Source organism: Mycobacterium sp., from assembly GCF_039583785.1.
Classification (GTDB): Bacteria; Actinomycetota; Actinomycetes; order Mycobacteriales; family Mycobacteriaceae; genus Mycobacterium.
Window position 1 is genome coordinate 34,791 of record NZ_JAVKSG010000006.1, and the last position, 26,274, is coordinate 61,064.

Consider the following 26,274-nt stretch of genomic DNA (forward strand, 5'->3'; position numbering starts at 1 on the left):
TTTCTACCACGCCGGTCAAGTCCGGTGTGAAAGTAGTTGCAGTACCCGAACTTGGTTGAGCAGTCAAGGTGACCCCGCTCACGCACGACTTCGCGCAGGTCAGCGGTCACAACGGGAGCAGGAAGGAATAGCGGGCGAGGCGCCCGCGAGAAATGTCGGACTGCGTGGCAGCGTATTCGCAGTAACTTCACAATTTTCTACAGCAAGGTCGCGATCGTCTCAGGAAAATTCAGGGGGCACTTATGCTTCTGACACACTCCTGCTAAAGTCTCTTCGGGGGGTTGAAAGTTTGTGGGGGTTAGAGGCTTGCTTACCAAGACCGCCGACTTATATGTCACCTGAACAGCCAGAATGAATGGAGCAATTTGATGAACCGTCGTATCCCGCTCACCCTGGGCGCCGCAGCCGGTGGGCTGCTGGCCTCCGCGCTCTTACCCGTCGCGATCGCCTTCGCCGACACCAGCGACCCGTTTACCATCTTTGCTGGACAAGTCGATTCGACCGCCTCAGCGGCCGAGCTGTCCAGCCTGGACTCGGCGCTGACCAGCGGCGACCCCAGCCTGGCTACCTCGCTGACCACCGATGTGACGGCAGGGACAACCCCGTTCGGCCTCGGGGAAGCGCCGTTCAACGATGACGCATTCGCCAACCTGCTCCCCGCCGACGCCACGACGGCACAGATCAACGAGGCGGCCAATTACGATGCTGTGCTGTACAACGGTGACCCCACCCTGGCCGCCACACTGGCCGCCACCGACAGCACCGGGGCGTTCCCGGATGCACCCGGTTCTGACGCCATCACGCTCGGCAAGTTCACCTTCGACCCCTACACCGGCGGAACCGATTCCACTCCAGGGACCGAAGGCTTCGACGCTCTGACCCAGGGAACCGGCACTTCGCCGTTTTTCGACACCGGCAGCGTGGCTGATCAGAACTTCGAGGTCTTCAGCCCGGCCAGCGGCTCCACACCCGCCGCGGTGCTCGGGACTGTCACCACCACCGAGAACGTCAGCAGCCTTGGCAGCATCACCAACACCGGGTTCGACATCACTGGTGACTCGCCCGTCGCGGGGGGAACTGCCGCGGACCTGCCGGCCATCGGGACGGCCTATGACGTCACCAACTTCGGCAGCGGCTATGAGAACATCTTCACCGATGTCCCGGATGCCGCTGGCAGCACCGCCGCCGGCACTGCCACCGACACCCTCGTGACGCCGTTCGGGGACTACGACCTGTCCAGCCTGGTCAGCACGTTTGACCTCACGAGCCTCGACCCGGGTGCGGCCTTCGGTCTTGCCGCTGACACAAGCAGCGCTGCCGCTGACGCGGTCTCAAGCATCGACCCGCTGGCGTTCCTCGGCCTGTAAGACGTAGCCGGCTGAGCTCAACGGCTTAACCAAACATCCCGGGCCGCGAGAAGTGCGGCCCGGGATGTTTGGCGTTTAAGCCAGAGCAGCAGCCAGCGACAGCGCCTCTTGGCCTACGACGAGGATCAGCGAGAACGTCGGGGGCGACTGGGTGAAGGTGGCTCGCCGTGTCCTGGCTCGACCAGCCATCCTGCAGTGTCGCGGCGCAAGCCGAATGGCCGGTAGCTGTCAGCTCGCCCACCCGAGACAAGCTCCGAGCCGTCTCAATGTCTAGAAATTCGACCCCGACGTCGCCTCTACCCGTGTCTCCGACGGATATCCGCATAGACATATACGCCCATTTGTCGTATTAATAATACATGACAGCGAATTTGTCTCACAAGCCTCGATTCCACCTGGCCAACGCTGCGACGTGGCCCGACCCGTGGCCGATGTACCGGGCGCTGCGCGATCACGACCCGGTGCACCACGTCGTGCCGGCGAGCAAGCCCGAGAACGACTACTACGTGCTGACCCGGCACGCCGACATCTGGGCCGCGGCAAAAGACCACGAGACCTTCTCCTCAGCAGAGGGTTTGACCGTCAACTATGGCGAACTGGAAATGATTGGGCTGGCGGACAATCCGCCGATGGTGATGCAGGATCCGCCGGTGCACACCGAGTTCCGCAAGCTGGTGGCCCGCGGATTCACCCCGCGACAGGTCGAGGCCGTCGAACCCAAGGTCCGGGAGTTCGTGGTGGAGCGCCTGGAGCGGCTGCTCGCCAACGGCGGCGGCGACATCGTTGCCGAATTGTTCAAGCCGCTGCCGTCGATGGTCGTGGCACACTACCTCGGCGTCCCCGAAGAAGACCGCGGCCAGTTCGACGGGTGGACCGACGCGATCGTGACGGCCAACACCGCCGAGGGCGGCGTCGCGGGCGCACTGGCGACCGTCGGCGACGCGGTCGGTTCGATGATGGCCTACTTCAGCGAGCTGATCGAACGCCGTCGCTCCGAGCCCGGCGACGACACCATCTCGCATCTGGTTGCCGCGGGCGTCGGCGCCACCGGCGACGTCGCCGGAACGCTGTCAGTCCTGGCGTTCGTCTTCACGATGATCACCGGCGGGAACGACACCACCACCGGCATGCTCGGCGGCACAGTACAACTGCTGCACCAGCGTCCGGACCAACGGCGTCTGTTGGTGGACAACCCCGACCTGATCCCCGGCGCCGTCGACGAATTCCTGCGGCTCACCTCGCCGGTGCAGGCGCTGGCTCGCACGGTGACCCGCCACGTCAGCATCGGCGAGACCACCATTCCGAAGGGCCGTCGGGCGCTGCTGGTCTACGGATCCGCCAACCGCGACGAGCGCCAATTCGGTTCGGATGCAGGCGAACTCGACGTCGAGCGGAAACCGCGTAACCTGCTGACCTTCAGCCACGGCGCCCACCACTGCCTGGGCGCGGCCGCCGCCCGGATGCAATCGCGGGTCGCGTTGAACGAATTGCTCATCCGCTGCCCCGATTTCGAGGTGGACGAGGCCAACGTAGTCTGGGCCGGCGGCAGCTATGTGCGCCGCCCGCTCTCGGTCCCGTTCCGGGTCACGTAGATGCCGGCCAACGACTGGCTCGCCGAGCGCCGCACCGAGGCCGCGGCCGACCGGATCCTCGACGCCGCCGAGGAACTGTTCACCCGCCACGATCCCGGCTCGGTCGGCATGAATGAGATCGCCAAGGCCGCAGGGTGTTCGCGCGCGACGCTGTACCGCTACTTCGAGAACCGGGAGGCGCTGCGCAGCGCCTACGTGGCCCGCGAAACCCATCGGCTGGCCGAGTCGATCGACGTCGACCACATCGAAGACCCGCAGCAACGCCTGGTCACCGGGATCGTCACCGCCCTGCGTCTGGTTCGCGAAAGCCCAGCGCTGTCAGCCTGGTTCGCGACGACGTCGGGTCCGCTCGGTGCCGAGTTGGCCGAGCAGTCCGACGTGATCACCGGGCTGGCAACCGCCTTCGTCACCTCACTCGGCGACGACCATCCGGTCAATGTCGCGGGCCGCGGTCGCTGGCTGGTGCGGGCCATCACGTCGCTGCTGATCTTTCCCGGCCGCGACGAGGCCGACGAGCGGGCGATGCTCACCGAGTTCGTCGCCCCGGTGGTGCTGCCCGCCGACCAGGTCAGTCGCGCACCCGGGTGAACCGGTGCAACGCCCAAGCCGGCGGAATCGTGATGGCCATCGTCGCCACGAACAACCCGGCCATCGAACCGGTGTACACGTGATCCTGCATGATGTAGACCATCGCAAATTCCATTGTGACCAAATGGATCAAGAAGATCTCGTAGGAGATCTCGCCGAGCCAGACCATCGGCCGGCTGGCCAGCAAGCGGGCATACAGACCCTCGTTGCCGAGCGCCAACGGCGCCACCGCCAGGGCGGCGATCGCCGCGTAGAACACCGCCTTGTACAGCGCCTGCGACAGGCCGAGCGGCGACGTCGTCGGGTCGCCGGCAAGCGGCGTGGACGCGATGAGATAGCAGACCGCCGCGAGCGGTAACGCGACAAACCCGTAGCAGCGCGCACCCATCCGTTGCAGAACGGTCAGCGCCATGCCGGCGAGAAACCAGATCAGGTAGGTGGGTAGCCACAGCCGGGCGCCGTTGGGAATCGCGGTGGCGAGGTGCACCCCCACCAGCCACGCCGGGGTGATCAGCGCCAGCGCAGCGAGGCCGAGCAGCAACAGCTTTGGGCGCCACTGCCCTCGGCACAGGACCACCAGCAGCAGGTAGGCCAGCAGCGGGAGGACCACGTAGAACGAGGCTTCCACCGCCAAACTCCACATCTGGGTCAGGCCCTGATGGAGGTAGCCGCGCATGTAGTTGAAGGTGTAGATCTGGGTCAGCGTCAGGTTGCGGAACAACCCGAACCAGGTATGGCCGAAATTCGGTCCGGCATGCCGGAAGTGGTAGATGCCGTAGGCGATGAGAACCGTGACGACGTAGGCCGGCATGATGCGTCGCACCCGGTGCCAGGCGTAGCGACGGACCGACGGCTCCGGAGCACCGGTCGCCGCCGATTTCACCCAAGGCCGGAACAACAGAAACCCGGACAGCACGAAGAAGATCGGGACGCCCATCTCCATCCGCGAGCAGAACAGGCCGAAATAGCCCTCGATGTATTTTCCGGTGGTATACGCCGCGTGCGTGGCCACCACCAGAAGTGCTGCCACGGCCCGGATACCGGTCAACGATGCGACCCGATCCGGCCCGGCTACCTGTTCGAGTCCGCCTTGGGCCGACGTGTCGGCCCGGGTCATCCCTGGTGATCCCGCCGCGGCGCGCCATGGCCACCGCGGCGGTTCTTGTCCGGAGCCAGATCCTGCTGCAGGTTGATCAGCTGACCGGAAATACGGGTCTTCTCAAGCGCTTTCAGCGTCGCTCGGGGCAATTTTGCCGGCAGTTCCACCAGCGAGAAGTCCGGCTTGATGGTGATGTGCCCGAAATCGCTGCGGTGCAGGCCACCTTCGTTGGCGATGGCGCCGACGATTGCGCCCGGTCCGATCTTGTGCCGTTTGCCGACCGCGATGCGGTACGTCGCGAACCCTTGCTTCGGGCCGTCACCGGGGCCGCGCGGCGATCTGGCCGGCCGGTCCTGGTATTCCTTCGAGCGACGCTCGGGCGGCGGCTCGGGTGACAGCAGGAACGCTTCGCCGTCACGCGATTGCAGCGCCAGCGCCGCCGCGACGTCGGCCATCGGAACATCGTGATCGCGTTCGTAATCCGCGACCAGGCGTCGGAACAGGTCCAGCCCGGGCGAACTGAGACTGTCGGTGATCGAGTCGGCGAATTTCGCCACCCGCTGGGCGTTGACGTCGTCGACGCTGGGCAGTTGAGCTTCGGTGAGCTTCTGCCGGGTCATCTTCTCGATTGCCTTGAGCAGATGGCGTTCTCGCGGCGACACGAACAGCAGTGCGTTGCCCGACCGTCCCGCCCGTCCGGTCCGGCCGATCCGGTGCACGTAGGACTCGGTGTCGTGCGGGATGTCGTAGTTGAGCACGTGCGATATCCGCTCGACGTCGAGCCCGCGGGCGGCCACATCGGTGGCGACCAGGATGTCGATTCCTTTGTTGCCGCCTTCTTTGAGGGCGGCGATGGTGCGCTCACGCACGGCCTGCGGGATGTCGCCGTTGATGGCCGCCGCGGAAAACCCCCGGGCACGTAGCTTTTCGGCGACCTCTTCGGTGGCCTGCTTGGTGCGGACGAAGACGATCATCGCCTCGAACGCTTCGACTTCGAGCACCCGGGTCAGCGCGTCCATCTTGCGTGGACCGGCGACCTGAATGTAGCGCTGCGAAATGTTTTCGGCTGTCGCGGTTTTCGCCTCGACCTTGATCTCGGTCGGGTCGTGCAGGTACTTGTTGCTGAGCTTGCGGATCGCCGGCGGCATCGTCGCGGAGAACAGCGCCACCTGTTTGTATTCCGGAGTTTCGGCCAGGATCCGCTCGACTTCCTCGGCGAAACCCATCGTGAGCATCTCGTCGGCCTCGTCGAGCACCAGGTAGTCCACCCGGGACAGATCCAGCGTCCCGCGCTCGAGGTGGTCGATCACGCGACCCGGGGTCCCGACCACCACCTGCGCGCCGCGCTTCAGGCCGGCCAACTGCACCCCGTAGGACGAGCCGCCGTAGATCGGCAGCACATTGATCTGCGGAAGGTGCGTGCCGTACCGGCTGAACGCCTCGGCCACCTGCAACGCCAGCTCGCGGGTCGGCGCCAGTACCAGCGCCTGAGTGGCTCTACTGCTGGTGTCGATTTTGGACAGGATCGGCACCGCGAACGCGGCCGTCTTACCGGTCCCGGTCTGGGCCAGACCCACCACATCCGAGCCCTGCATCAGGGCCGGAATCGTCGCCGCCTGGATCGCCGACGGCGATTCGTAGCCGACGTCGGAGAGGGCCTGCAGCACCGACGGGTGAATCTGCAGGTCGGCGAAGGTCACGGTGTCATCATGCGAGGCGTTCATGTCGAGATAAAGTTTACGGCGTGGTCACCGTCTCTCGGCCACGCCTGCCGCGTCGACGCGGCTGGTCACGGTACGGTGCGGCGTTGTGTGGATACGAACGCGGCTGACGGGGCTCACCGCCGCCGCACTCCTCGCCGCAACGCTGAGCGGGTGCGGGTCGGGAGATTCGACCGTCGCCAAGACTCCGGAGCCCACCACCCACTCAACCGCCGCTCCGCACCCGACGGCAGCGCCGCCACCTGCGACTACCGCCCCTACCACCCCCGGACCCGTCGACCCGTGCGTGGTCAACCTGGCCGATCCCGCGATCGCCCGCGGTGTGTCCGAGCTGCCGCAGGACCCGCGCAGCCACCAGCCGTGGAACCCCGAGCCACTGGCCGGCAACTTCAACCAGTGCGCGCAGCTGTCCGCGGTGATCGTCAAGGCCAACACCAACGCCGAGAATCCGAACACCCGGGCGGTGTTGTTCCATCTCGGCAAGCTGATACCGCCGCAGGGCGTGCCGGACACCTACGGCTTCAACGGTCTGGACAACTCGGCGTGCACCGGCGACACGGTCGCGCTGAGCTACTCCGGTGGGATCGGCTTGCCCAGCATTGTGAAGTTCCGCTGGAACGGCAACGGCGTGGAGCTGATCCCTAACAACTGAGGCTCAGCCGGCCCGAGATGTCAGTGCGGCCGCCTACAGTGGCTGCTGTGTTCATGGCCGGCGACAGCATCGTCTACAGCGCGTCGGACCTCGCTGCCGCAGCGCGCTGTGAATACGCCCTGCTGCGGGAATTCGATGCGAAACTCGGCTGGGGGCAACGAGTCATTGTTACCGACGAGTTACTGGAACGCACCGCGACTCTCGGTGACGAGCACGAGCGACGCCGGCTCGACCACCTGCGCGACGAGCACGGCGACGGCGTCGCGATCATCGGCCGACCCGTCCCATTCACCGTCGAGAATGTCACGGCGGCCGCCGTCCAGACCCGGCGAAAGATCGACGACCACGCTGCGGTCCTCTGTCAGGCCGCGATGTTCGACGGCCGCTTCGTCGGGTTCGCCGACTTTCTGGTGCGCCGCGACGGGATGTATCAGGTGTCTGACACCAAGCTGGCCCGATCGGCGAAAGTCACTGCGCTGCTTCAGATCGCCGCCTACGCGGACATGTTGCGCCAGGCCGGTGTTCCGGTGCACCCTGCGGCCGAATTGGTTCTCGGCAACGGCACCGCGGTCACCTACCAGGTCGACGAACTGATCCCGGTGTACCGCGAACAACGCGGGCGACTGCAGCGCCTGCTCGACGAGCACTACGCCCGCGGCACCCCGGTGCGCTTGGAAGACGCAGGTGTCCGCGCGTGCTTGCGATGCCCGGTCTGCGAGGAGCCGGTGCGCGCCGCCGACGACCTGCTGCTCGTCGCGGGCCTGCGAGTCAGCCAGCGCGCCAAGCTGGTCCAGGCGGGCATCACCACGGTCGCCGGCCTGGCCGGGCACACCGGACCGGTAGCCGACATGTCCGCCCGTTCGGTGGACACCCTCGTCGCACAGGCCAGGCTGCAGATTCGCGAACGCGACACTGGCACGCCGCAATTCGAGGTCAAAGATCCGCAGCCGCTGACCCTGCTGCCCGACTGCGACGAGGGCGACCTGTTCTTCGACTTCGAGGGCGACCCATTGTGGACCGCCGACGGCGTGGATTGGGGTCTGGAGTATCTGTTCGGTGTTCTCGAAGGCGGCACAGCGGGCGCCTTCCATCCGCTGTGGGCGCACGGCCGCCCCGACGAGCGCACGGCGCTCACCGACTTCCTCGCGCTGGTGGCCGAGCGGCGCAAGCAGTTTCCCGACATGCACATCTATCACTACGCCGCGTACGAGAAGACGGCGCTGCTGCGGCTGGCCGGGCGCCACGGCGTGGGAGAGGACGAGGTCGACGACTTGCTGCGCAGCGGGACGCTGGTCGACCTGTATCCGATTGTGCGCAAGAGCATTCGAGCCGGCAGCGAGTCGCTCAGCCTCAAGGCGCTGGAGCCGCTCTACATGGGATCGCGGCTGCGGTCGGGCGACGTCACGACAGCCGCCGACTCGATCACGCAGTATGCGCGCTACAGCGAACTGCGAGCCAACGGCGAGTTCGACGAGGCGGCCGCCGTGCTCAAGGAGATCGAGAGCTACAACCAGTACGACTGCCAGTCCACCCGCGAACTTCGTGATTGGCTGATCAGCCAGGCCGTCGAAAACGGCGTCACACCGACAGGCGCCCAACCGGTTTCCGAGTCCGCGGTGATCGAGGCAGCAGACCCGCTCGCGGATACCCTGCGCGCATTCAGCGGCGACGCCGCGACCGGTGACCGCACCCCCGAGCAGACGGCCGTCGCGCTGGTCTCGGCCGCACGCGGTTTTCACCGACGCGAAGACAAGCCGTTCTGGTGGGCGCACTTCGACCGACTGATTTACCCCGTCGACGAATGGGCCGACCAGACAGACGTATTCATCGTCAGCGAGGCGAACGTCGCCGTCGAGTGGAACCGACCACCCAAGGCCCGCAAGCCGCAGCGCCGAGTTCGGTTGACCGGCGAACTGGCCCGCGGCGCGCTCAACACCGAGGTCTTCGCGCTCTACGAGCCGCCGGCCCCGGCCGGGTTGACCGACAACCCCGACCGACGCGCGGCCGGCCACGCCGAAGTCGTCGACTACGACGATCCGACCGTGCCGACAACCGTGGTCATCTGCGAACGCACACCGGTCGACGGCAGCACTTTTCCCGAACTCCCGTTCGCGCTGACGCCGGGCGGGCCGGTCAATACCACGCCGCTACGTGCGGCCATCGAAGCGGCGGCGGCCGAATTCGCCGCGGAACTGCCGCAACTCCCCCGCACCGCCGTGGCCGACATCCTGCTCCGCCACCGCCCCCGGACCCGCAGTGGCGGCGAGCTTCCCAGAAGTGGCGACGCCGTCGACGACATCACCGCCGCCCTGCTCGACCTCGATTCGTCGTACGTCGCGGTACACGGTCCCCCGGGGACCGGCAAGACCTACACCGCGGCGCACGTCATCACCCGACTGGTTACCGGGCATGGTTGGCGCATCGGCGTCGTCGCGCAATCACACGCGGTCGTGGAAAACCTGCTCCAGGGCACCGTCAACGCCGGCCTCGAATCGGCGCGGGTGGCCAAGAAAGGCAACCGTCCGGGCGTCGCGTGGCAGCAGATCGGCGTCAAACAGTACGCCGGATTCATCAGCGGCACACCAGGATGCGTGGTCGGCGGCACCGCCTGGGACTTCGCCAACCCCGGCCGGGTTCCGCCGGGCAGCCTGGACCTGCTGGTGATCGACGAAGCCGGCCAGTACTGTCTGGCCAACACCATCGCGGTGGCCGCGTCGGCGGCCAACTTGCTGCTGCTCGGCGATCCCCAGCAGCTGCCGCAGGTCAGCCTGGGCACTCATCCCGAACCGGTCGACGGGTCCGCGCTGGGCTGGCTCGTCGAAGACCACCGCACGCTGCCCACCGAGCGCGGCTACTTCCTGGATCGCTCACGTCGCATGCATCCCGCCGTGTGCGCTCCGGTGTCAGCGCTGTCCTACGAGGGTCGTTTGCAGCCATACGAAGAGCTCACCGGGGCGCGCCGACTGGACGGCTATCCGCCCGGGCTGCAGGTGCTTCGCGTTGCCCACCAAGGCAATTCGACCGAGAGCCCGGAGGAAGCCGACGCGATCGTCGAGCTGATCAGCACGCTGGTCGGCTTGGACTGGACGACCGAGAACGGCACCCGGCCGTTGACGTCCACCGATGTGCTGGTGCTGGCTCCCTATAACGCGCAGGTGGTGCTGCTGCGCCGGCACCTGGCGGCCGCAGGACTCGGCGACGTCCGGGTCGGGACCGTCGACAAATTCCAGGGCGCCGAGGCACCGGTGGCCATCGTGTCGATGACGGCCTCGTCGGTCGACGACATCCCGCGCGGGATTCCGTTCCTGCTCAACCGCAATCGGCTGAACGTGGCGATCAGCCGGGCGCAGTACGCCGCCGTGATCGTGCGGGCGCACGCGCTGACCGAGTACCTACCGTCGGCGCCGTCCGGCCTGGTGGAACTCGGCGCGTTCCTGGCGCTGACGGCACCCGGTTAGCGCTACGCGTCGGGATCGACGCGACGGCGCCGGCTGGGCGGCAGCCGGTGCTGGCCGTTGCCCCTGTCGTCGTGCGCGCTGGACCCGCCGTAGGTGTCGAGGTCATCGAAGAAGGGTTCATCGGGCTCGACGCGACCGCGCTCGACTGGCGCGATCTGCGTGGTCGTCGTCATGTCATCCAGCTGGCTTTGCCATGACTCTTCGGGCGTCGGCCAGTGACGCTCGTCGTCGGCGAGCCTGCGGGGCGGCGGTGCGGCGGCGCGGGACGGTCGTGGCGGGGCAGCGGACGCCGGCGGCAGCGTGTACTCGACGTAGTCGTCGTCGTCGTCGAAGCCGTCCCGGAAGCCGTCCGAGCCGCTCGCGAAACCCTCTGCGGCGCTTGGCCGCACCCGTACCCCTCGAGTCGGCGCATCCGGACTGTCACTCTCCGAGGCAGGCGGCCCGTCGTCGCCAGTCGACCCGGTGGATCCGACCAGGAACAGCGCCGCGCCGATCCCGAACAGCGCCACGAAGGCCGGCAACAGCATCGACTGCGACATCGCGGCGGCGAACGGCACGTGCAGGAACTCCGGCATCTCCAGGCCTGCGCCCGGACCGCCGGGCGGTCCCGAACCGCCGTCGGGCAGTGGTCCCAGTGCGGCGGCGATTCGCGACGTCATGAACGACGCCATCCCGGCGCTGCCCAGCACCGCACCCACCTGGCGTGTCGCGTTGAACACACCGGAACTGGCACCGGCGAACCGCTGGGGCAGGTTGCGGGTTGCGGTCGCGGTGATCGGCGCCCAGATGAACGCCATCGCCGCACCCAGCGCGAAGAACGGCAGCACCAACTGCCAAATCGGGGTCGACGGCGTCATCACGATGGAGAGCCACGTCAGGCCGATCGCCAGCGCCGAAAAGCCGAATCCGACCACCGGCCGCGGGTGCGCCCTGTCGACCAACTTGCCCGCGATCGGCGCGAGCACACCGCTGGTGATCGCCATCGGCGCGGTCAACAATGCGGACCGCGTCGGTGACAATCCGCACACCGCCTGGGCGTAGAACATCAGCGGCAAGATCATCCCGGTGACCGCGAAGGCGATGACCACCGCGGCGGCGTTGCACAAGCTGAAGTCGCGGTCGCGGAAGATGTCCAGCGGGATCAGGGGCTCGTGAATGCTGATCGATTGCCAGTAGAAGAACGCCGTCACGAAGCCGACACCCGCGACCAGTACCGCCCAGATCCAGGGCGCCCAGTCGTGGGACTGGCCTTCCTGCAGCGAGAACACGACCAGGAACATCCCCACCCCGGACAGCCCCACCCCGATCAGGTCGAAGCGGTGATTGTGGGTGGGCAGATCGGGGATCAGCCAGAACGCCAGCCCGAGGCCGATGATCCCGACCGGGACGTTGACGAAGAAGATCCAGGCCCAGCCCATCGAATCGACCAGCACACCGCCGGCCAAGGGACCGACCAGTGTGGCCACACCCGCAGTCGCACCCCACACGCTCATCGCGATCCCGCGGCGTTCGGACGGGAAGATCCGGGTGATCAACGACAACGTCTGGGGACTCATCAGCGCGGCGCCGACGCCCTGCGCCACCCGCGCAGTGATCAGCATCCCGATAGTGCCCGACAGCCCACACCACAACGAGGCGCCGGAGAAGACGGCCAGGCCGATCAGATAGAGGTTCTTCGGGCCGAATCGGTCACCGAGCCGACCGGATACCAGCAGCGGGACCGCGTACGCCAACAGATAGGCGCTGGTCACCCAAATCACCGTGTCGTAGCCCGTGCCGAGCTTGATCATGATGCTGGGATTGGCGACCGCGACGATCGTCGAGTCGAGCAGGATCATGAAGAAGCCGACCATCATGGCCCACAGCGCGGTCCAGGGGTTCACCTCGTCGGCGCGCTTCCCCGCGGCCGGGCCGCCGCCCGGTCGACGGCGAGCAGTCACCGTGGTCATATCGCCACCTCGTTCGGTTGTTTCCGCTCTGGCCGCCTACCGTCCCGCGCGGTCCCGGTCGGCCGGTCGACGACGTAACACTGCGAGCCGGGCCGGACCTGCACCATCGGCTCGGCATGACGTTCGACGAGGGGTTGGAACAGCTCGTAACCATCCATCGGATGAGTTCTGAGCAGCACCAACACCCAAATATCCAACGAGCTGAGCTGGTAGGCCATCGACTGTCCGTTTTTGCTCGGCGGGCCGGCCGAGCTCATCGTCGAGCCGGGCGCGACCCCGCATCGTCATCGCAGGTATCCATGTCGGATTATTCCCAACGGACTGCTCGTGCGGACGCCTGGCCCCACGTTTGCCGGCACCGACGCTAGCCTGAAAGCACGTCACCACCCGCAAAGAAGCCTGGCAATGCACTTCAGCCCGGCGACGATGCGAGCCGCGAAGCGGCCCGGGAGGAACTGGGCCATCAGATCCGGAGGCATCCATGAGCGCCCGACGCAACCGGTCATCGCCCGACTCGCTGCCCGCGACCACCGAGGGGAAGCCCAAACGGTCGGCGCGAGCGTTAGCCGGCATCATCGAGCGCAGCTCCCGCATCCAGGGACCTGCCGCGGCCGCCTACGTCGAGCGGCTGCGCCGCGCAGATCCCGACGCCAGCCCGGCCACCGTCGTCGCGAAGCTGGAGAAGCGCTACGTGGCAGCCGTCACGGCCAGCGGCGCAGCGGTCGGTTCCGCCGCGGTGCTGCCCGGGTTGGGCACGCTGTGGGCGCTGTCCGCCGCCGCCGGCGAGACCGCGGTGTTCCTGGAGGCGACAGCGTTCTTCGCGCTGGCAATCGCGTCGGTGTATGGGGTTTGGACCGAGGAGCGGGAACGACGGCGCGCCCTGGTGCCGTCGGTGCTGGTCGGCAACGACAGCAAACAGGCGATGACCGAACTCATCGGTGGCGGCCGCACCAGCGGGGCCTGGCTGTCCGAAGCCATGGCGTCGCTGCCGATGCCGGCGCTGTCACAGCTGAACTCGCGACTGCTCAAGCGCGCGGTGCGGAGATTCACGCTGCGTCGCAGCGCGCTGCTGTTCGCCACGATCCTGCCGGTCGGCATCGGCGCCCTGATCGGTGCCGTCGGCAACCGGCTGGCGGGCAAGAAGATCGTGCGCAACGCCCGCAACGCCTTCGGGACGCCGCCGGCGAAGTGGCCGGTGACTCTGCACCTGTTGCCGACGGTGTCCGACGCAGGTTGAGCGCGGCGTAACGGCAGCGCTATCCGGCACGAAGTCACATGGCGGATCGTCGACAAAGGGTTAGCCTTTATGAGGCGGTCGGTCGGAGCCGCAGACCGCCGGCGACGATGCGGGCGGTCCCGGGGACGATCCGGACAATCAGACCTCCGGCACACGGATGTAGTGGCGAGCGTGACAGAGCGCTTTCACCGACACAGGAATCGAGGCGAGCAGCCGCTGTGAGCAGTACGAGTTCACCATTCGGACAGAACGAATGGCTGGTCGAGGAGATGTACCGCAAATTCCGCGACGACCCCTCCTCGGTCGATCCGAGCTGGCATGAATTTTTGGTCGACTACAACCCCGAATCGATCGGCGAAACTCCGGCTGAGGTACAGCCGACTCCCGCGCCGGCAGCAACTCCCCGGCCCGCGGTGACTCCCCCGCAGGCCGCACCCCTGCCCGCCGCGTCCGGCAACGGCGCGCCCAGCACCCCGCCGCCCGCGGCCCAGGCTCCGAGGGCACCGGCACCCAAGCCGGCCGCCCCGTCACCCGCCGAGGGCGACGAGGTTCAGGTGCTGCGCGGCGCCGCCGCGGCCGTCGTCAAGAACATGTCGCAGTCGCTGGACCTGCCGACCGCGACCAGCGTGCGGGCCATCCCCGCCAAGCTGATGATCGACAACCGCGTCGTGATCAACAACCAGCTCAAACGCACCCGCGGCGGCAAGATTTCGTTCACCCACATACTGGGCTACGCGCTGGTGCAGGCGCTCAAGAGCTTCCCGAACATGAACCGGCACTACGCTGAGATCGACGGCAAGCCGAACTCGGTCACCCCCGCGCACGTCAACCTGGGTCTGGCCATCGACCTGCAGGGCAAAGACGGCAAACGGTCGCTGGTGGTCGCCGGCATCAAACATTGCGAAACCATGAGCTTCGGCCAGTTCGTCACCGCCTACGAAGACATCGTCAGACGGGCCCGCGACGGGAAGCTGACCGCCGAAGACTTTGCCGGCGTGACGATTTCGCTGACCAACCCGGGCACTATCGGCACCGTGCACTCGGTGCCGCGGCTGATGGCCGGTCAGGGTGCGATCATCGGTGTAGGCGCGTTGGAATACCCGGCCGAACTCCAGGGCGCCAGCGCTGAACGCATTGCCGAGTTGGGCATCGGCAAGCTGATCACGCTGACCTCGACCTACGACCACCGCATCATCCAGGGTGCGGAGTCGGGCGACTTCCTGCGCACCATCCACGAACTGCTTCTCGCCGACGACTTCTGGGACGAGTTGTTCCGCGAGATGGGTGTGCCCTACCTGCCGATCCGGTGGAGCACCGACAACCCCGACTCGATCGTCGACAAGAACGCCCGCGTGATGGAGTTGGTCGCGGCCTACCGCAACCGCGGGCATCTGATGGCCGACATCGATCCACTTCGGTTGGACAAAACCAGGTTTCGTAGCCACCCCGACCTCGAGGTGGTCACCCATGGGCTGACCCTGTGGGACCTCGACCGGGTGTTCAAGGTCAACGGGTTCGGCGGCTGGGAGTACCGGAAGCTGCGTGACATCCTCGGTCTGCTGCGCGACGCGTACTGTCGGCACATCGGCGTCGAGTACACCCACATCCTTGATCCCGAGCAGCTGGCCTGGCTGGAAGAGCGCGTCGAGATCAAGCATGTCAAACCCACTGTGGCGCAGCAAAAGTACATTCTGAGCAAGCTCAACGCCGCCGAGGCGTTCGAGACCTTCCTGCAGACGAAATACGTCGGCCAGAAGCGGTTCTCGCTGGAGGGCGCCGAGAGCACCATCCCGCTGATGGACGCGGCAATCGACCAGTGCGCCGAGCACGGACTCGACGAGGTGGTCATCGGCATGCCGCACCGGGGCCGGCTCAACGTGTTGGCCAACATCGTCGGTAAGCCGTACTCGCAGATCTTCAGCGAGTTCGAGGGCAACCTCAACCCGGCCCAGGCGCATGGGTCCGGCGACGTCAAGTACCACCTCGGCGCCACCGGCGCGTATATACAGATGTTCGGCGACAACGACATTCAGGTCTCGCTGACCGCTAACCCGTCGCACCTGGAAGCTGTCGACCCGGTGCTCGAGGGTCTGGTCCGGGCCAAGCAGGACCTGCTGGACAAGGGCGAGGGCGAACGCGGCAACTCGGTCGTACCGATCATGCTGCACGGCGACGCCGCCTTCGCCGGTCAGGGCGTGGTCGCCGAGACGCTGAACCTGGCCAAGCTGCCCGGCTACCGCGTCGGCGGAACGATCCACATCATCGTCAACAACCAGATCGGCTTCACCACTGCGCCGGAGTACTCGCGGTCCAGCGAGTACTGCACCGACGTCGCGAAAATGATTGGGGCGCCGATCTTCCATGTCAACGGCGACGACCCGGAAGCCTGTGTGTGGGTGGCGAGGCTGGCCGTCGACTTCCGGCAGAAGTTCAAGAAGGACGTCGTCATCGACATGTTGTGTTACCGCCGCCGCGGGCACAACGAGGGCGACGACCCGTCGATGACGAACCCATACATGTACGACGTCGTCGACGTCAAACGCGGCGTCCGCAAGACCTACACCGAAGCGCTGATCGGCCGTGGCGACATCTCGATGAAGGAGGCCGAGGACGCGCTACGCGACTACCAGGGCCAGTTGGAGCAAGTCTTCAACGACGTCCGCGAACTGGAGAAGCACGGCGTGCAGGCGAGCATGTCGGTGGAGTCCAACCAGATGCTCGCCGCCGGCCTGGACACCGCGGTCGACAAGACGCTGCTGGCCCGGATCGGTGACGCATTCCTTGAGCTGCCAGCGGGATTCGCCGCCCACCCGCGGGTCACTCCGGTGCTGGAGAAGCGCCGGGAGATGGCCTACGAGGGCAAGATCGACTGGGCCTTCGGTGAGCTGCTGGCGCTGGGTTCACTGGTGGCCGAAGGCAAATTGATCCGGCTTTCAGGGCAGGACACCCGTCGTGGCACCTTCTCCCAGCGGCATTCGGTGATCATCGACCGCCAGACCGGCGCCGAGTTCACCCCCTTGCAGCTGCTGACGGTCGACAAGGACGGCAACCCGACCGGCGGAAACTTCATGGTGTTCGACTCGCCACTGTCGGAGTACGCCGCCGTCGGCTTCGAATACGGCTACACGGTCGGCAACCCGGACGCAGTGGTGTTGTGGGAAGGCCAGTTCGGCGACTTCGTCAACGGGGCGCAGTCGATCATCGACGAGTTCATCAGCTCCGGTGAAGCCAAGTGGGGCCAGCTGTCCAGCGTGGTGCTGTTGCTGCCGCACGGACATGAGGGCCAAGGCCCGGACCACACCTCCGGGCGCATCGAGCGCTTCCTGCAGTTGTGGGCGGAAGGCTCGATGACGATCGCGGTGCCGTCCACGCCGGCCAACTACTTCCACCTGCTGCGCCGCCATGCCCTCGACGGGGTGAAGCGTCCGCTGATCGTCTTTACCCCGAAGTCGATGCTGCGCAACAAGGCCGCGGTCAGCGACATCAAGGAATTCACCGAAAATCGATTCCGCTCGGTGCTCGAAGAGCCCACCTACACCGAGGGCGTCGGCGATCGCGACAAGGCCACTCGAATGCTGTTGACCAGCGGCAAGATCTACTACGAGCTGGCTGCCCGCAAGGCCAAGGACAACCGGGACGACATCGCGATCGTGCGCATCGAGCAACTGGCGCCGCTGCCGTTCCACCGGCTCACCGAGACCCTGGAGCGCTACCCGAACATCAACCAGTACTTCTGGGTGCAGGAAGAGCCGGCCAACCAGGGCGCCTGGCCCCGGTTCGGTCTGGAGCTGCCCGAGCTCTTCGGAGACAAACTGACTGGCATCAAACGGATTTCACGTCGTGCCATGTCGGCGCCGTCGTCGGGCTCGTCGAAGGTGCACGCCGTCGAACAGCAGGACATCATCGACCTGGCGTTCCGCTGATCGCGGCATGCTCGTGCTGCAGGTGGTGGCTGGTCATGCGCCCTTGATCCGGCAGTGCGGGAACGCGTTCGCTTCGTTCCAGATCTCGCGGCTTCGACGTGACCGTCGACTGCGGCCCGGCAGCCAATGCTGGTGCTGTCACCCCAGCGTGCTCCCGAACGCCGGTGGCGCTTCGATACGCACGCCACCAGTGGGACGAGTCAACCGCAATCAAATCCGGCAAGGATCGGCGGCACCAACCGCGTAGTTTGTCACCCCTGCGCGTCTGTCATACTTCCGCGATGGCCACCGCGAACCGCCTGACCCGTCGCCCACTAGTTCATCGGCTGGTGATAAACCCGTTCGTCTTCCGGGTGATATTCACGTCATTTGCCACCACCCGGTTCGCCTCTCAGACACGTCTGCTCGGCGCCGATGACTGGTTGTTCTTCAACTACGGATACGAAGAAGACCCACCAATGGGTATCCCGCTGGACGAGGCCGATGAACCGCATCGGTACTTCATCCAGCTCTACCACCGCACCGCGACCCAGGTAGACTTGGCCGGCAAGAAGGTGCTGGAGTGCAGCTGCGGCCACGGCGGCGGGGCCTCATATCTGGTGCGCACGGCACACCCGGCCTCTTACACCGGACTGGACCTGAACCCGGCCGGCATCGAGTTCGCCAAGAACCGGCACCACCTGGCCAACCTGGATTTCGTGGAGGGCAATGCCCAGGCTCTGCCGTTCACCGACGCGTCGTTCGACGTGCTGGTCAACGTGGAGGCCTCGCACCTCTACCCCGATGTCCCGAAATTCCTGTCCGAAGTGGCACGGGTGCTGCGTCCGGGCGGGCATTTCCTCTACACCGACTTCCGTCCGCGGTCCGAAGTCGCCGAGTGGGAAGCGGCGCTGGCCAACTCGTCGCTGCGGCAGATCTCCATGTCGGTCATCGACCAGAATGTGCTGCGCGGCAACGAGAAGAACGCGCCTCGCAAGCACGAGCGGATCAGCCGGCACGGCGCGGCAATCAGCCGGATCTTTGCCCGCTACGCCAGCGACATGACCGACTGGGCGTTCAACGGCGCGCTGCGCGGCGGCGAGTACACCTACCGCGTGTACTTGTTCACCAAGGACTAGAAGCGCCCCGGTACGCTGAAAACTGCTGCTAGACAAATAGAAGGGGTGACATGGCAACGGCGACGACCGACCCGGTGCGGCTGCCGCCCGCGCTGCGGTTGCCCAAGCTCGTCACGAGCGTGATTTTCCTGACGTCGCTGCAGTACTCCGTCGCGCCATGGCTGAGTCGGCACTACGGTGGCCCGTTCACGATCAACCTGCCGCTCTTCGGTAAGACGATCGTCATCCACGACCGCGACATCGTCAAAGAGGTGTACAGCACCAGCTTCGATCTGATCGAACGCCCGACCAAGATTCTCGGGCAGGCGTTCGGGCCCGGCTCGACCTTCAGCCTGCTCGGCAAGGAGCACTCTGAGCGGCGAAAGCTGGTGCTGCCCAACTTCTCTGGCAAACGGGTGAAGAATTACGAGCGCATCGTCGAAGACGAGGTGCTGCGCGAAACCGCGAACTGGCCGCAAGGCCAGGAGTTCGAGACGCTGGAGACGATGACCCGGCTGACGCTCAACGCGATCATGCGGGCCACGTTCGGTGAGCGCGCCGACGCCTTGGACGAACTTCGCATCGTGATCCCGCCGCTGATCACACTAGGCTCGCTGATGCAGCGGATGCCGCTGATCGTGCGACGCGAATACGGTCGCTGGAGCCCCGGCGGCAAGCTGGCGGGTTATCGGCGGCGGTTCGACGAGGTGATCAACGAACTCATCGCCGAAGCGCGCGCCGAGTCGTCACTGGACGGTCGCACCGACATGCTCGCGCTGCTGCTGCAGGCCCGCTACGAAGACGGCCGACCAATATCGGATCGCCACATCGCCGACGAGCTACTCACACTCGTCGCGGCCGGCCACGAGACCACCGCTTCGCAGTTGGCGTGGGCCGTCGAGCGCTTGCGCCGCCATCCCGACGTGATGACGCGACTCGCCGAGGAAGTCGACGCGGGCGGATCGGACCTGCGACAGGCGACGATCTACGAAATCCAGCGCGTCCGGCCGACCATCGCGGCGTCGCTGCGCACCACCAAGACCAAAGTTCGGGTGGGCGATTGGGTTCTCCCCCCGGACACCGCGATCATGGTCGATTTCCAGCTCGCGCACGAGTCGGACGTCAACTACACCGACCCGGAGGCGTTCAACCCGGACCGATTCATCGGCAACCCGCCGCCGTCGTTCCGCTGGGTGCCGTTCGGCGGCGGCATAAACCGTTGCGTGGGAGCGTCTTTCGCTCACATGGAGATGGACGTCACGCTGCGGACGCTGTTTCGTGAATTCCGCTTCACGCCAACCGATGTCCCGGACGAGAGCCGCAACTTTCGCGGCGTGGCCATCGCCCCGGGCAAGGGTGCACGCGCGGTGGTCTACCGTCGCACCGACGCCGCGGCGAAAGATCGGGACGCGGTCTCGGTCTCCGACCGCAGCAGCTGACTCGAACGCCTGCCTGGCATACTTCCCGGCATGCCCACGACTACCGAACGCGTCACCGACATCGGCTACCGCGGCTACAAGGCCTTCATCAACAAGATCTGGTACCCGTTCCTGACGCGTCGGCTCGACACGCAGGACGTCACCTTCCTCAACTACGGGTATGAGGGTGACCCCCCACTGAACCTTCCGCTGGACGAGAACGACGCGGCCAACCGGTACTCGATCAACCTCTACAACCAGGTCGCCTCTCAGATCGACCTCGCCGGCAAAAAGGTGCTGGAGTGCAGCTGCGGCCACGGCGGCGGCGCGTCGTACATCGTGCGGACGTTCAAGCCGGCCGAATACACCGGACTGGACTACAACCCGGACGGTGTCGCCTACTGCACGGAGCACCACAAGCTGCCCGGCCTGAATTTCGTACACGGCAATGCCGAGGACCTGCCCTTCGGCGACAACTCGTTCGACGCCGTCGTGAATGTCGAAGCCTCACATGCCTATCCGACGCTCTCGAAGTTCCTGTCCGAGGTGGCCCGAGTCCTGAAGCCGGGCGGAAGCCTGCTCTACGCCGACTTCCGCGGCCGCCCCGAATTCCCGGTGTGGAAGGGCGCTCTCGAAGCGATGCCGCTGCGCCAGGTTTCCATGCGGGTCATCAACGACGGCGTGATCCGCTCACTGGACGCCAGCGCGCAGCACAAGCTCGACCTGATCAGCGCGCAGCTGCCGAAGTTGTTCCGGCCGTTCGGTCGCCACTTCGCCGGCGTACCCGGTACCGGGATCTACAACGTCATCTCCAGCGGTGGCGCGGAGTACCGCATCTACCAATTCATCAAGGACTGATCGACGGTCAGGCTATCGCGTAGTCCGACATCGGGAATCGGTCCTGCTCCTTCACGGCGCTGCGCACCGATGTCGGACGAAACAGCGGCGCCTCGCCCTTGCCGGTGTGGTTGCGGAACCAGTAGGACCGCGAGCCAACACAATTGCCGAGCTCGAATGCGGAATCTTTCATCAGCGTGGTCATCCGCTCGAGAAAGCGGGCGTTGGCGTCTTCGGTGACCTCGAAGGTACGAGCGCCGCACTGCCGCAGCTCACCGAACAGTCGTTCCATGTGCTTCATCTGATATTCCACGGTGTTGAACCAGGACAGGCCCACCCACGCGTACGGGCTGGCCATCGACAGGAAGTTCGGGAAGCCCGGCATCGAAATACCCTCGTAGGCCTGGAATTGCGTCTCGCGCCACCACTTTCCGAGGTTCTTGCCGTCGCGTCCGATCACTTCGATCGCGGGCAGGTTGGCCTCCCAGACGTCGAATCCGGTTGCCAGCACCAAGGTGTCGATCAAACGCTTGGTGCCGTCGTTGGCGACGATGCCGTCGACCTCGATCCGATCGATGCCGTTGGTCTCCAGGTGCACGTGGGATTTGGTGAACGCTCGGTAGAAGTCGTTGGATATCGTCGGCCGCTTGCAGCCGAAGTCGAAGTCGGGGTCCAGCTTTCGGGACAGCTCACGGTTGCGCACCAGGAGCAGCCGGTACAGCCTGGAGAACTGCGAGATGCCCTTGTTGAAAACCTTGAAGTAGCGGTACTTCCACATCGTGAGGACCATGGAGAGTTCGAGGATCGCGTCGGTGTAGGAGCGCAGGAGTCGCTGAGTGAGCGGGAACCGCGCGAAAACGCGCTGCGCCGCCGGGAAGAACTTCACGTCTAATTTCGGCAGCACCCAGATCGGGGTGCGCTGATACACCGTGAGCTCGGCGACTTCCTTGGCCAATTCGGGAACGACCTGCACGCCGGTGGAGCCGGTTCCGATCACGGCGGCGCGGCGGCCGGTCGGCGAGAAGTCGTCATCCCACTGAGCGGTGTGGATGATGCGGCCGCCGAACGTCTCGATGCCGGGGATGTCCGGCATCTTGGGTTGACACAGAAAGCCGGTGGCGGCGATCAGGAACTGGGTGGTCAACGTCTCGCCGCCGACCAACGTAAGGCGCCACACCTGGGCGTCTTCGTCCCAGCGGGCGCCCTCGACGCAGGTGTTGAACCGCATGAAACGGCGGACGTCGTACTTCTCGGCCACGTGCACGGCGTAGTTCTTGAGTTCGGAACCCGGCGCGTACATCCGCGACCAGTACGGGTTCGGCTCGAAACGGTAGGAGAAGGTGGGCGACGGTTGATCGACCGAAAGACCGGGATAGTGGTTGACGTGCCACGTTCCACCCAGGTCGTCTTCGCGGTCGACGATCAGAACGTTCTCGTACCCCAAGCTCTTCAGTTGGATCGCAGCGCCGATTCCGCCGAAACCCGCCCCCACGATGATCACATCGAACTGCTGGTCATCCATAAGCTAAAGGGTAGCTTCCTACAGCACCAACGGTGAAACGGCGCCGAACCGTTCGCGCTGTTCGGCGGCTCGGGGCCCGGCCTGCGACGGTGTCAAGGGCGCCCAGCTCGCTACCGGTGTGATGATTCCGTAGTCTTCCACCCGGGAGGGTCAACCGGCGGACACGGCATGTGTACTGTCTAATGGGATCTGGCTGTTGGCGGGGCACAACTCAGCTGGACACGAGCCACCCGGGTTACCTGAGATGTTCACGAGAATGAGGCCGTTCCGTACCAGGTCTTTCATTCTCGCCCGGTAGTCTCATGTTCCGACTATGCCCATCGATCGCATGTGCGCGAGCCGCATGCCGAACTGGTCCGGAGGGAGGGCTCAGTTTGCCGGTCACGCTGGCGATCTTCGTCGTGCTGGGCACCGTCCTCTCGGTGAGCCTGCTGCTAGTGCTCGCCTTTTTCGGCGTGGTCAGGCGCATGAAGCGCAACATGGATCTCAGTGCCGACACCGACTACGCCGCCACCCTGACGTCACTGTCGGAAGCTTCGGTGCGTCACTTCAATCCCTACACCGACGTCGACTGGGAAGCGCCGATCTTCTCGGTCACCGAGAACGACCCGCGCTGGGTGCTCTCCACGTCGGACCCGCTGGGAGGTCATCCCTGGTACCAGGCCCAACCGCTGGACACTCGGGTCACGATCGGCATGTGGCGCCAAGCCAACATGGCGAAAGTCGGTACGCAGTTCGAGGGCGTTTTGGTCCGCGGCCTGTTGCACTACGCATTCTGGGTGCCGAACGGCTCCCCCGAGTACCGCTACTGCCTGCACGAATCCATCGAGGAGTGCAGCCACAGCCTGATGTTCCAGGAGATCGTCAACCGCATCGGCGTCGACGTTCCCGGCATGCCTATCTGGATGCGGGTGCTCTCGCCGCTGATTCCGCTCTACGCGGGTCCGTTACCGAACGCGTTCTTCTTCGGGGTCTTGGCCGGCGAAGTGCCGTTCGACTACCTGCAGACCAACTTGCTGCGCGAACCCGATCCTGGCGCGCTGCACCCGATCATGAGGGACCTGTTCGCGATTCACGTCGCCGAAGAAGCCCGCCACATCTCCTTTGCCCACGAGTACCTGCAACGGCGGGTTCCGCGGCTGACGTGGTTCAGCCGATTCTGGCTGTCGCTCTACGTGCCGTTCGTGATGCGGATGCTGGGCCAGGCAATGGTGGTGCCGCCGCGGCGGTTCTTCCGTCAGTTCGACATCCCCCGCATAGTGCGCAGAGAATTGTATTCCGGTGCACCGGACTCGCGTCAGACGCTACGGAACATGTTCGGCGATGTCCGCATGCTGTGCGACGAACTGGGGTTGATGAACCCGTTCGCTCTGGTGATGTGGCGTATTTGCCGGATCAGCGGTCCCGCATCGCGTTACCGCAGTGAGCCGCCGCGCACCAACGTTTCGGTTTCGGCGAACGCCGCTTAAATCCTTTGCCGCATAACTCATCAGGCGTTCGCGCGTGGTGTCGGGGCATCGACGAGTTCGGGTCGTCGAGTGATGTCCGCGTCACAAAGGCAGGCCACCACAAGCACAGCCGACGCTGTGCGATACTTCCTGCATGGTTCGTAGCCCTTCATTGGACAACGTCGGCGCAAGTCTCGTCTACCGCATCGGTTCGACGGCGACGTACAAGAAACTCTTCCGGTACTGGTACCCGCTGATGACCAAGCGGCTGCACAACCAGGACGACGTCCAGTTCCTGAACTGGGGCTACGAGGAGGACCCGCCACTGGGCCTGCCGCTCGACCCCGCCGACGAGCCCAACCGATACAGCATTCAGCTTTACCACCAGACCGCCACCCAGGACGGCGTCGACCTTGCCGGCAAAAAGGTTTTGGAGTGCAGCTCCGGCCACGGCGGTGGCGCCTCTTACCTGTCCCGGACGCTGAAGCCGGCGTCCTACACCGGCCTCGACTTCAATGCGGCGGGTGTCAAATTTTGCAACGAGCGGCACAAGGTGCCGGGTCTGAGCTTCGTGCACGGCGACGCCGAAAACCTGCCGTTCCCGGACGAATCCTTCGACGCGGTGATCAACGTCGAGGCCTCGCACATCTACCCGCACTTCGACCGCTTCCTCAGCGAGGTCAACCGGGTGCTGCGGCCCGGCGGGCACTTTCTGCACGTGGACTTCCGCAACCGAGACAATTTCGGGAACTGGGAGTCGGATCTGGCGAACTCGGGTCTGCGGCAGGTCTCGTCGCGGGTCATCAACAACGAGGTCCTGCGCGGCCTCAAGAAGAACTCGGCTCGGTCGAACGAGATCATCGACACTCGCCTGCCGGCATTCCTGCGCAAGTTCGGCCGCGAGTTTGCCGTGGTCGACGGTTCGTGGTTCTACAACGACCTCGAGCGCGGTGAAATCGACTACCGCGCATACCATCTCACGAAGGACTGACGCCGTTGAAGGGCGATTGCCCTTGCGTCGGTAGGTCTGCACGAGGGGGTTTGTCCGCATGACGCTGGCTCGCAGGCTGCGATTTCGCGCCAGCCTGATGAAGGTCGGTGTCGACGGGGCACTCGGGGTGGCACGGGACAAGGCCACCTCCTACGGCTACTCGTTGACCGGCCGGGAAACCGCGCCCGCCACCGACTTCGACCCGTTCTCGGCAGAAGTCATGCACGACCCGTATCCGGGCTACCAGTCCCTGCTGAACGGCGACGACGTTCCAGGAGTCTGGTACAACCGCAAACGCGGCATCTGGATCATCGCGGGCTACGACGACGTCCGAAAGGCGTTGCGCGACAACGAACAATTGTCGTCAGCACAGAGCCAGAGCCGATTCCGGGTATACCTGCCGTCGATGAACGCCGCCGACCCGCCTGCCCACACCCGGCTGCGCAAGTTCGTCTCGCGCGCTTTTACCGCGCGGGCGATGACGGCCTGGCAGAAGAACATCAACGAGGTCGCCGACGAGCTGGTCGACACCGTGATCGCCCAACGTTACACCGAGGCCGTCAACGGCCTGGCCAAGCCGCTACCGACCCGGTTGATCGCCAGGATGCTCGGCATTCCGCAGCACGATCAGCCGCAGTTTGTGGCATGGTCGGACGACATGGTGGCCGGTGCCTTCGCGCCGCTGACCCCGCACGGCGTGCGGCTGTCCGCCCGCTCGGGTAGCGCGACCGCGGCGATGCGCCGCAGCCTCGACCCGCTGATCGCGCAGCGACGCCGCACTCCCGGCGACGACCTGATCTCGATGATGACGCCGGCCGACGCCGACGATGTGCTCACCGACGACGAAATCTTCTGGAGTGCCGCAATGTTGATCGGCGCCGGCAGCGAAACGACGACGAACATGTTGTCCGGTTTGCTGTTGACGCTGGCCCAGCGGCCCGAACTGTACGCGCGGCTGCGTGCGCACCCGGAGTTGATTCCGGCCGCCGTCGAAGAGCAGCTGCGAATGGGCTCGCCGGTGCAGGGCTTCTACCGCACCGCGACGTGCGATTACACCGTGGGGGCCACCACGATTCCGGCCGGCGCGCGGGTGCTGCTGCTGTTCGCCGCCGCCAACCGCGACCCGCGCCGCTACCCCGACCCGGACACCTTCGACCTCGATCGCAATCCGACCGACCACCTCGCATTCGGCGGCGGCGTCCATTACTGCCTGGGTGTACCGCTGACCCGGCTGGAGGGCGCCCGGGTGTTCTCCCAACTGCTGCCCCGGGTCGAACAGATTCGCCTGACCGGTGAGTACCGCTATCTCGACAACCCGACAATGCGTGGGCTGGAACATCTTCCGCTGGAGTTGGTCCCCGCCAAGGGTATGTGA

The 26,274-nt window shown here is 65.6% G+C and carries 18 protein-coding genes; 13 read left to right on the forward strand and 5 right to left on the reverse strand.

What is annotated here, in order from left to right; translation table 11 throughout:
- Nucleotides 1-368: 368 nt before the first annotated feature.
- The 3 genes from ABDV69_RS04515 (at nucleotide 369) to ABDV69_RS04525 (ending at nucleotide 3,547) form a co-directional block, all read left to right on the forward strand.
- On the forward strand, nucleotides 369-1,367 hold the full coding sequence (locus ABDV69_RS04515; protein WP_343572133.1) for a hypothetical protein: 999 nt from the start codon (nucleotides 369-371) through the stop codon (nucleotides 1,365-1,367).
- A gap of 359 nt (nucleotides 1,368-1,726) precedes the next feature.
- Nucleotides 1,727-2,959 (forward strand): cytochrome P450, encoded by a 1,233-nt coding sequence (locus tag ABDV69_RS04520; RefSeq protein WP_343572134.1) that lies wholly within the window; start codon nucleotides 1,727-1,729, stop codon nucleotides 2,957-2,959.
- Nucleotides 2,960-3,547, forward strand: a complete 588-nt coding sequence (locus ABDV69_RS04525; RefSeq protein ID WP_343572135.1) for a helix-turn-helix domain-containing protein — start codon at nucleotides 2,960-2,962, stop codon at nucleotides 3,545-3,547. It begins immediately after the preceding gene.
- On the opposite strand, the gene ABDV69_RS04530 is transcribed toward ABDV69_RS04525, so the two are convergent.
- Together ABDV69_RS04530 and ABDV69_RS04535 are read right to left on the reverse strand one after the other, a co-directional pair.
- Nucleotides 3,528-4,664: an acyltransferase gene (locus tag ABDV69_RS04530; protein ID WP_343572136.1), complete on the reverse strand. Its 1,137-nt coding sequence runs from the start codon at nucleotides 4,662-4,664 to the stop codon at nucleotides 3,528-3,530. The genes ABDV69_RS04525 and ABDV69_RS04530 overlap by 20 nt on opposite strands.
- The gene (locus tag ABDV69_RS04535) at nucleotides 4,661-6,370 is read right to left on the reverse strand and encodes a DEAD/DEAH box helicase (RefSeq protein ID WP_343572137.1); all 1,710 of its coding nucleotides are present in this window, start codon (nucleotides 6,368-6,370) and stop codon (nucleotides 4,661-4,663) included. Before ABDV69_RS04535 ends, ABDV69_RS04530 begins: the two co-directional genes overlap by 4 nt.
- Nucleotides 6,371-6,455: 85 nt before the next feature.
- Between ABDV69_RS04535 and ABDV69_RS04540 the strand changes: the two genes are divergently transcribed.
- Both ABDV69_RS04540 and ABDV69_RS04545 read left to right on the forward strand, forming a co-directional pair.
- Nucleotides 6,456-7,019, forward strand: coding sequence for an LppP/LprE family lipoprotein (locus ABDV69_RS04540; protein WP_343572138.1), 564 nt, complete (start codon nucleotides 6,456-6,458; stop codon nucleotides 7,017-7,019).
- A 47-nt stretch (nucleotides 7,020-7,066) separates the two neighbouring features.
- Nucleotides 7,067-10,477: a TM0106 family RecB-like putative nuclease gene (locus ABDV69_RS04545; RefSeq protein ID WP_343572139.1), complete on the forward strand. Its 3,411-nt coding sequence runs from the start codon at nucleotides 7,067-7,069 to the stop codon at nucleotides 10,475-10,477.
- Nucleotides 10,478-10,479: 2 nt separating this feature from the next.
- Here the strand turns inward: ABDV69_RS04545 and ABDV69_RS04550 are convergent, their stop codons facing one another.
- Together ABDV69_RS04550 and ABDV69_RS04555 are read right to left on the reverse strand one after the other, a co-directional pair.
- The gene (locus ABDV69_RS04550; protein ID WP_343572174.1) at nucleotides 10,480-12,333 is read right to left on the reverse strand and encodes an MFS transporter; all 1,854 of its coding nucleotides are present in this window, start codon (nucleotides 12,331-12,333) and stop codon (nucleotides 10,480-10,482) included.
- A gap of 89 nt (nucleotides 12,334-12,422) precedes the next feature.
- Nucleotides 12,423-12,644: a hypothetical protein gene (locus tag ABDV69_RS04555; protein WP_343572140.1), complete on the reverse strand. Its 222-nt coding sequence runs from the start codon at nucleotides 12,642-12,644 to the stop codon at nucleotides 12,423-12,425.
- Nucleotides 12,645-12,907: 263 nt separating this feature from the next.
- On the opposite strand from ABDV69_RS04555, the gene ABDV69_RS04560 reads away from it, so the two are divergent.
- The 5 genes from ABDV69_RS04560 (at nucleotide 12,908) to ABDV69_RS04580 (ending at nucleotide 20,959) form a co-directional block, all read left to right on the forward strand.
- Nucleotides 12,908-13,663: a hypothetical protein gene (locus ABDV69_RS04560; protein ID WP_343572141.1), complete on the forward strand. Its 756-nt coding sequence runs from the start codon at nucleotides 12,908-12,910 to the stop codon at nucleotides 13,661-13,663.
- Between the two features lie 218 nt (nucleotides 13,664-13,881).
- The gene (locus ABDV69_RS04565; RefSeq protein WP_343572142.1) at nucleotides 13,882-17,586 is read left to right on the forward strand and encodes a multifunctional oxoglutarate decarboxylase/oxoglutarate dehydrogenase thiamine pyrophosphate-binding subunit/dihydrolipoyllysine-residue succinyltransferase subunit; all 3,705 of its coding nucleotides are present in this window, start codon (nucleotides 13,882-13,884) and stop codon (nucleotides 17,584-17,586) included.
- 281 nt (nucleotides 17,587-17,867) lie between these two features.
- Entirely contained in the window at nucleotides 17,868-18,704 is an 837-nt protein-coding gene (locus tag ABDV69_RS04570; RefSeq protein WP_343572143.1) for a phthiotriol/phenolphthiotriol dimycocerosates methyltransferase, read from the forward strand.
- Nucleotides 18,705-18,754: 50 nt separating this feature from the next.
- Nucleotides 18,755-20,122 (forward strand): cytochrome P450, encoded by a 1,368-nt coding sequence (locus ABDV69_RS04575; RefSeq protein WP_343572144.1) that lies wholly within the window; start codon nucleotides 18,755-18,757, stop codon nucleotides 20,120-20,122.
- 30 nt (nucleotides 20,123-20,152) lie between these two features.
- Nucleotides 20,153-20,959 (forward strand): phthiotriol/phenolphthiotriol dimycocerosates methyltransferase, encoded by an 807-nt coding sequence (locus tag ABDV69_RS04580; RefSeq protein ID WP_343572145.1) that lies wholly within the window; start codon nucleotides 20,153-20,155, stop codon nucleotides 20,957-20,959.
- A 7-nt stretch (nucleotides 20,960-20,966) separates the two neighbouring features.
- On the opposite strand, the gene ABDV69_RS04585 is transcribed toward ABDV69_RS04580, so the two are convergent.
- On the reverse strand, nucleotides 20,967-22,460 hold the full coding sequence (locus ABDV69_RS04585; RefSeq protein WP_343572146.1) for an NAD(P)/FAD-dependent oxidoreductase: 1,494 nt from the start codon (nucleotides 22,458-22,460) through the stop codon (nucleotides 20,967-20,969).
- Between the two features lie 467 nt (nucleotides 22,461-22,927).
- Between ABDV69_RS04585 and ABDV69_RS04590 the strand changes: the two genes are divergently transcribed.
- The 3 genes from ABDV69_RS04590 to ABDV69_RS04600 all read left to right on the forward strand — a co-directional run bounded on the left by ABDV69_RS04590 (nucleotide 22,928) and on the right by ABDV69_RS04600 (nucleotide 26,274).
- On the forward strand, nucleotides 22,928-23,929 hold the full coding sequence (locus ABDV69_RS04590) for a diiron oxygenase (protein WP_343572175.1): 1,002 nt from the start codon (nucleotides 22,928-22,930) through the stop codon (nucleotides 23,927-23,929).
- Between the two features lie 133 nt (nucleotides 23,930-24,062).
- On the forward strand, nucleotides 24,063-24,899 hold the full coding sequence (locus ABDV69_RS04595) for a phthiotriol/phenolphthiotriol dimycocerosates methyltransferase (protein ID WP_343572147.1): 837 nt from the start codon (nucleotides 24,063-24,065) through the stop codon (nucleotides 24,897-24,899).
- A 58-nt stretch (nucleotides 24,900-24,957) separates the two neighbouring features.
- Nucleotides 24,958-26,274, forward strand: coding sequence for a cytochrome P450 (locus ABDV69_RS04600; RefSeq protein ID WP_343572148.1), 1,317 nt, complete (start codon nucleotides 24,958-24,960; stop codon nucleotides 26,272-26,274).